The sequence below is a fragment of the Peptidiphaga sp. genome (genome assembly GCF_057238965.1).
Genome location: NZ_DBHHEV010000003.1, coordinates 1 through 4,851 on the forward strand (window position 1 = coordinate 1; position 4,851 = coordinate 4,851).

The 4,851-nt window shown below is 63.2% G+C and carries 3 protein-coding genes and 1 pseudogene; 2 read left to right on the top strand and 2 right to left on the bottom strand.

Going from position 1 to position 4,851, the window contains the following annotated elements; all coding sequences use genetic code 11:
* Positions 1-34 precede the first annotated feature (34 nt).
* Complete coding sequence (locus ACO48X_RS00735) at positions 35-1,210, top strand: M48 family metallopeptidase (RefSeq protein ID WP_484999581.1); 1,176 nt, start codon at positions 35-37, stop codon at positions 1,208-1,210.
* Positions 1,211-1,248: 38 nt separating this feature from the next.
* Here the strand turns inward: ACO48X_RS00735 and ACO48X_RS00740 are convergent, their stop codons facing one another.
* On the bottom strand, positions 1,249-2,583 hold the full coding sequence (locus ACO48X_RS00740; protein WP_484999583.1) for an alpha/beta hydrolase: 1,335 nt from the start codon (positions 2,581-2,583) through the stop codon (positions 1,249-1,251).
* 63 nt (positions 2,584-2,646) lie between these two features.
* On the bottom strand, positions 2,647-3,234 hold the full coding sequence (locus ACO48X_RS00745; RefSeq protein WP_484999585.1) for a GNAT family N-acetyltransferase: 588 nt from the start codon (positions 3,232-3,234) through the stop codon (positions 2,647-2,649).
* 389 nt (positions 3,235-3,623) lie between these two features.
* Here ACO48X_RS00745 and ACO48X_RS00750 point away from each other — a divergent pair.
* Positions 3,624-4,851, top strand: a pseudogene (locus ACO48X_RS00750) (class II fumarate hydratase); the annotation flags it as partial.

A 4,851-nucleotide genomic window follows, 5' to 3' on the forward strand; every position in this document is an offset into this window, starting at 1 on the left:
TGAGCCGGAGTTCTCCGTTGGTGATGTTAAGCACATGAGCATCTCGCAGCCGTCGATCTGGAACGGCCCTACGGTTCATGGACTCTTTGGACGCGCGGCGCTGCGCCACCCGTGGGAGCTGCGTCTTCTGGCCGCGGCCGCACTTGCAACCCTCGGGGCCATTGCCTTCTACTGGTGGCTGCTCACCGCCCCGGACGCCGTGTGCGAGGGCGGATTCGAGGTTTTCCTGTCGCAAGGCTACTTCAGATTTCTTCCCAAGGGCTGCGGGCGCTTTAGAACGTCGGCGGACATCTTCGGCGTCGTCCTGTTTGTGATGATCTGCGTCGCCGTGGGAATCTGGGGAGTCAGAGCCTTTGTCTATGCCAATCTGCGTTCGCGGGGCGTGCGCATGAGTCCGACGCAGTTTCCCGAGGGATATCGGATGGTCGTCGAAGCGGCCGAGCGGACGGGGCTGCGAAAAGTGCCCGACGCGTATGTCCTCCTCGGCAATGGCAGGATCAACGCCTACGCCTCCGGGCACGGACATCGACGTTTCGTCGCCGTCTATTCTGATCTTTTCGAGATCGGAGGCGCCGCGCGCGACCCGGAGGCCCTGCGATTCGTCATCAATCACGAGGTCGGACATCTCGCTGCGGGGCACGTGAGTTACTTTCGGCTCCTGGCCATGTCAGTGGGCAGCCTGGTCCCGTTCCTCGGCACCGCCCTTTCTCGCGCCCAGGAGTACACCGCAGACAATTACGGATACGAGGGTGCGCCCGCCGGCGCACCCGGAATGATCGGGGTTATAAGCGCGGGAAAGTACCTCGGCGCACAGGTGAACTTCAACGACATGGCCGACAGGGCGGCGACCGAGCGGGGCTTTTGGCTCCATCTCGTTGCATGGTTCACGACCCACCCGATTCTCACATGGCGCGCGCACGCCCTTCGTGACCGCGGCAGGCCGGGTCGCCTCATGGTCAAGCCTCCCTTGCGCACCGCCCTCTGCCGCTCTCCGCTGCCAGCCGGATCGGATCGCCGCGACGGTTGGCCGCCCCCGGCCTGGGCCGCGGAGCGCCTGCGGACCGTCAAACCCTTGACCGACGAAGAACAATTCGGGCGTTACCCCGGCCGGACGTATTCGACGCCGCCGGACGCCCTGCGGTTGAGCGATCCGGCCGGAGTTCCCGTCGCTTGGAATCCTTCAGGCGGCGACCCTGCCGAGAGAGCGTGATTGGGCCGCGGGCGAGACAGGCTCGGCGCGGCGAGCCCCTAGCGGGGGCTGTTCTCGGCCTTGGGTTCGCGAATCCGCGGCTCCCACTGCGGTTTCGCCGCCTCCGGCCCGGGCGCCGGTGCACCGGTTTTGGCCGAGGGCTTGGCCGTCGGAGTGGATGCGTTGATTTGCGGGGCCTTCGTCGTCGAACCGGATTGAGGGCTGGCCGAGCCGGATTGAGGGCTGAAGGCGGGAGCGTTGGCTCCGAGCCATTCGAGCGCCTTCGGTTGAGCAGAGGTCCACGCATCCCACTTGTGCGAGCTTCCCTTCACCTCGACAGACGTGAGCGACGTCGGCGAGACCACCTTCGGGGCGAAGTCGTCGAAAGACTTGCGGAATTTCCCGTCCCCTGCGCCCGAGAGATTCCAGATCCTCACGGGCGGACGGTTGCGGGCCACTTCGTCTGCCAAGACGTAGCCTTCCTGGTTGCTTTCGCCCGAGGGAAAGAGCGGGGCGTAATAACCGGACATCGAAATCGACGTTTTGAAAAGATCCGGGTGCCGCACGGCGAACATATTGGCGCACCACGCCCCTGCAGAGTATCCGTAGGTCGCCCAGGCGTCGGGGCCCTCTTCGGTTCGAAGGTTTGTCTTCACCCACGGCACGACGTTCTTCGTGACCCAGGTTTCGATTCCCTTGCCCTGTACGTCCATGCATTCGGTGTCGGCGTCGTGCGGGAAAACGTTCGGGGAGACGATGATCGAATCGCGGATCTTGCCTGATTTGACGGCTGCGGCGAGGTCGGCGTCGGTGTGCATCGGCCGTTCGTATCCTTTGGGCGAGCCGGGAACCCCGGGAAAGGCCATGATCACTGTATAGGCTTTGTTTGGATTGTCCATGTAGCTGGGAGGCAGCCACACTCTAGCCCACGCGTCGTCGTCCGATCCCTGCCCGGGAATCTTCGCGGTGATCCACTGGCCGTTCGGAGCTTTGGCGGAAACGCCCGACAGTGCGGAATTGGTCAGGGGTTTGCGTTGAAGCTCGGTGAATTTGCGGGAATTCGAGGCTCCGTTGGAAGGCGTCCTCGTAGCCTTGGCCTGTGGCGTGGCAAGAGCCGCTCCGCTGCCGTACTGCGTCGTCGTTTCGCGGTCTGAAGCGTAGCCGAAGAGGTCGCTCCAATCGGAGTACCAGATCGAAAAACGGTTGAAAGCCAGGAAAGCGCTCGAAAAGAACAGGAGTGCGCTCAGGGTGACGCCGAGGGCCTGCTGGGCGTACGCGCGTGCGCCGCTCCAGCGCTTTCTAGGGACGCCGAAGACGGTCCAGACAAAGCACGCAACGGTGAGTGCGACGACGGTCCACAGCAGGCTTGCGGAGGTGAGAGCGAAGAAAGCCATGAGGAGAAATTATATCCTAAAGCTGTATGTCCGCTGAGGAAGTGCCGGCACCGGCTTGGAAGGTCAGCGCGCGGCAGCCCTGTGGGAGGCGACCCTTCCTCGCGAAAGGCGCGCCGGAGCCGGGCGGAGCTGCCTTTCCCACGCCCTGCGCAGAAACACCATTCGAATCGAATCCCAGCGTTTTCCGTTCCATTCGCGCGCCTCGGGAATCCTCGCACACTCGGAGAACCCCGCCCTGGAGGCGGCGCGCACCATCCGTTCGTTCCCGCTCCATGTCGTCAGAGTCACGAGGTGGGCGTCCGTCTTCTCGAATATCATCGAGACCCACAATTCCAAAGCTTGGCGGCCGATTCCCCTGCCCCATCGATCGGGGTCGTAAACGACGATGCCGACTTCCCACCAGCGGCTTCCCGCGGGAAGCTCCTCGTACCTCGTGACGATCCCGGCGGGTCTGCCGTCGACGAAGATCATGCGCCGATCGGTGTCGCGAAACCACTCGGCGTCCTCCGCCATGAAATCTTGGATGCTCTTCTTCCCGGGCCTCTTGAAGTAAGGGGCGTCCCAAAGGGCCCACTCCGGGTTGGACACTTCGTGTATCCAATGCCAAAGGAAGTAGAGGTCTGCCTCAATGACGGGGCGCAGCTCAATCACGACGGACCTCCCAGGTGTGCGATCCGGAAACGGCGTGCCCAGTCCGGCCGGATACGGTGTTTCTCGCCCGAGACGGCCTCGGAAACGAGATTTAGATGCGTGCAAGGGGCTGTGCGAGCAGCCCCGCGGCCATGGCCGCCCTTTCATTATAGCGGTGTGTATGTATCGTGGAGTCGTCCGGTGGTCTGAGATTCTCACGTTGGAGGGAACTTGCTCGCTGAGGCCTCAGAAGATTGAATATCGTCTGATTTCATGAGGTTTGTTCGTTCTTGAGTCGAGAATGCCTCGAAAGAATCGTCGGCGACTTAAACGGACTCGGCAGCGTGCGGGCATGCCCCGGTGGGACGTGCGACCTGACGGCTGTGCGGCTCCGCCGTTACCCTAGTGGCATGGCAGATAACACAGCGACGACGCGCACGGAAACCGATTCCATGGGAGCCATCGAGGTCCCCGCCGACCATTACTGGGGGGCGCAAACCGAACGCAGCCTCCACAACTTCGACATCGGCAGGGAAACCTTCGTGTGGGGCAGGCCCATGATCCACGCGCTGGGCGTCTTGAAGAAATCCGCGGCGCTCGCAAACAAAGAACTCGGGGAATTGCCGGCGGACATCGCCGACCTCATCGCTCAGGCGGCGGACGAAGTCATCGCCGGAGAGCTCGACGCCGAGTTTCCCCTTGTCGTCTTCCAAACGGGGTCCGGTACGCAGTCGAATATGAACTCCAACGAGGTCATCTCGAATCGCGCCATCGAGATCGCGGGAGGCGAGAAGGGGTCGAAGGCGCCCGTCCACCCCAACGACCATGTAAACCGGGGCCAGTCCTCGAACGACACGTTCCCCACCGCGATGCACATTGCTGTGGTGTGCGAGCTGGCGGCCATGTATCCGAAGGTCCGCCGCCTTCGCGACACCCTTGACGCGAAGGCCAAGGAATACGACGACGTCGTCATGGTAGGCCGGACCCATTTGCAGGACGCCACCCCGATTCGCCTCGGCCAGGTGTTCTCCGGGTGGGTTGCCCAGATCGACTTCGCCTTGGACTGCATCCGGTATTCGGACTCCCGCGCCCGCGAGCTGGCGATCGGAGGGACCGCCGTCGGCACGGGGCTCAACGCCCATCCGCGGTTCGGCGAATCGACCGCCAAGAAGATCAGCGAGGAGACGGGAATCGAATTCACGCAGGCCTCCAATCTCTTCGCGGCCCTCGGCGCCCACGACGCCCTTGTGCAGGTCTCGGGCTCGCTGCGCGTTCTGGCTGACGCGCTCATGAAGATCGCCAACGACGTGCGCTGGTACGCCTCCGGCCCGCGCAACGGCATCGGCGAGCTGCTGATCCCGGAGAACGAGCCCGGTTCCTCGATCATGCCGGGGAAAGTCAACCCGACGCAGTGCGAGGCGATGACGATGGTCGCAACCAAGGTGTTCGGCAACGACGCCACGGTGGGCTTCGCCGGATCGCAGGGCAATTTCCAGCTCAACGTGTTCAAGCCGGTCATGGCGTGGGCGATCCTCGAGTCGATTCAGCTCATCGGCGACGCCTGCGTCAGCTTCGATTCGCATTGCGCGTACGGAATCGAGCCGAACCGCGAGAAGATTGAGGAGAATCTGGACAAGA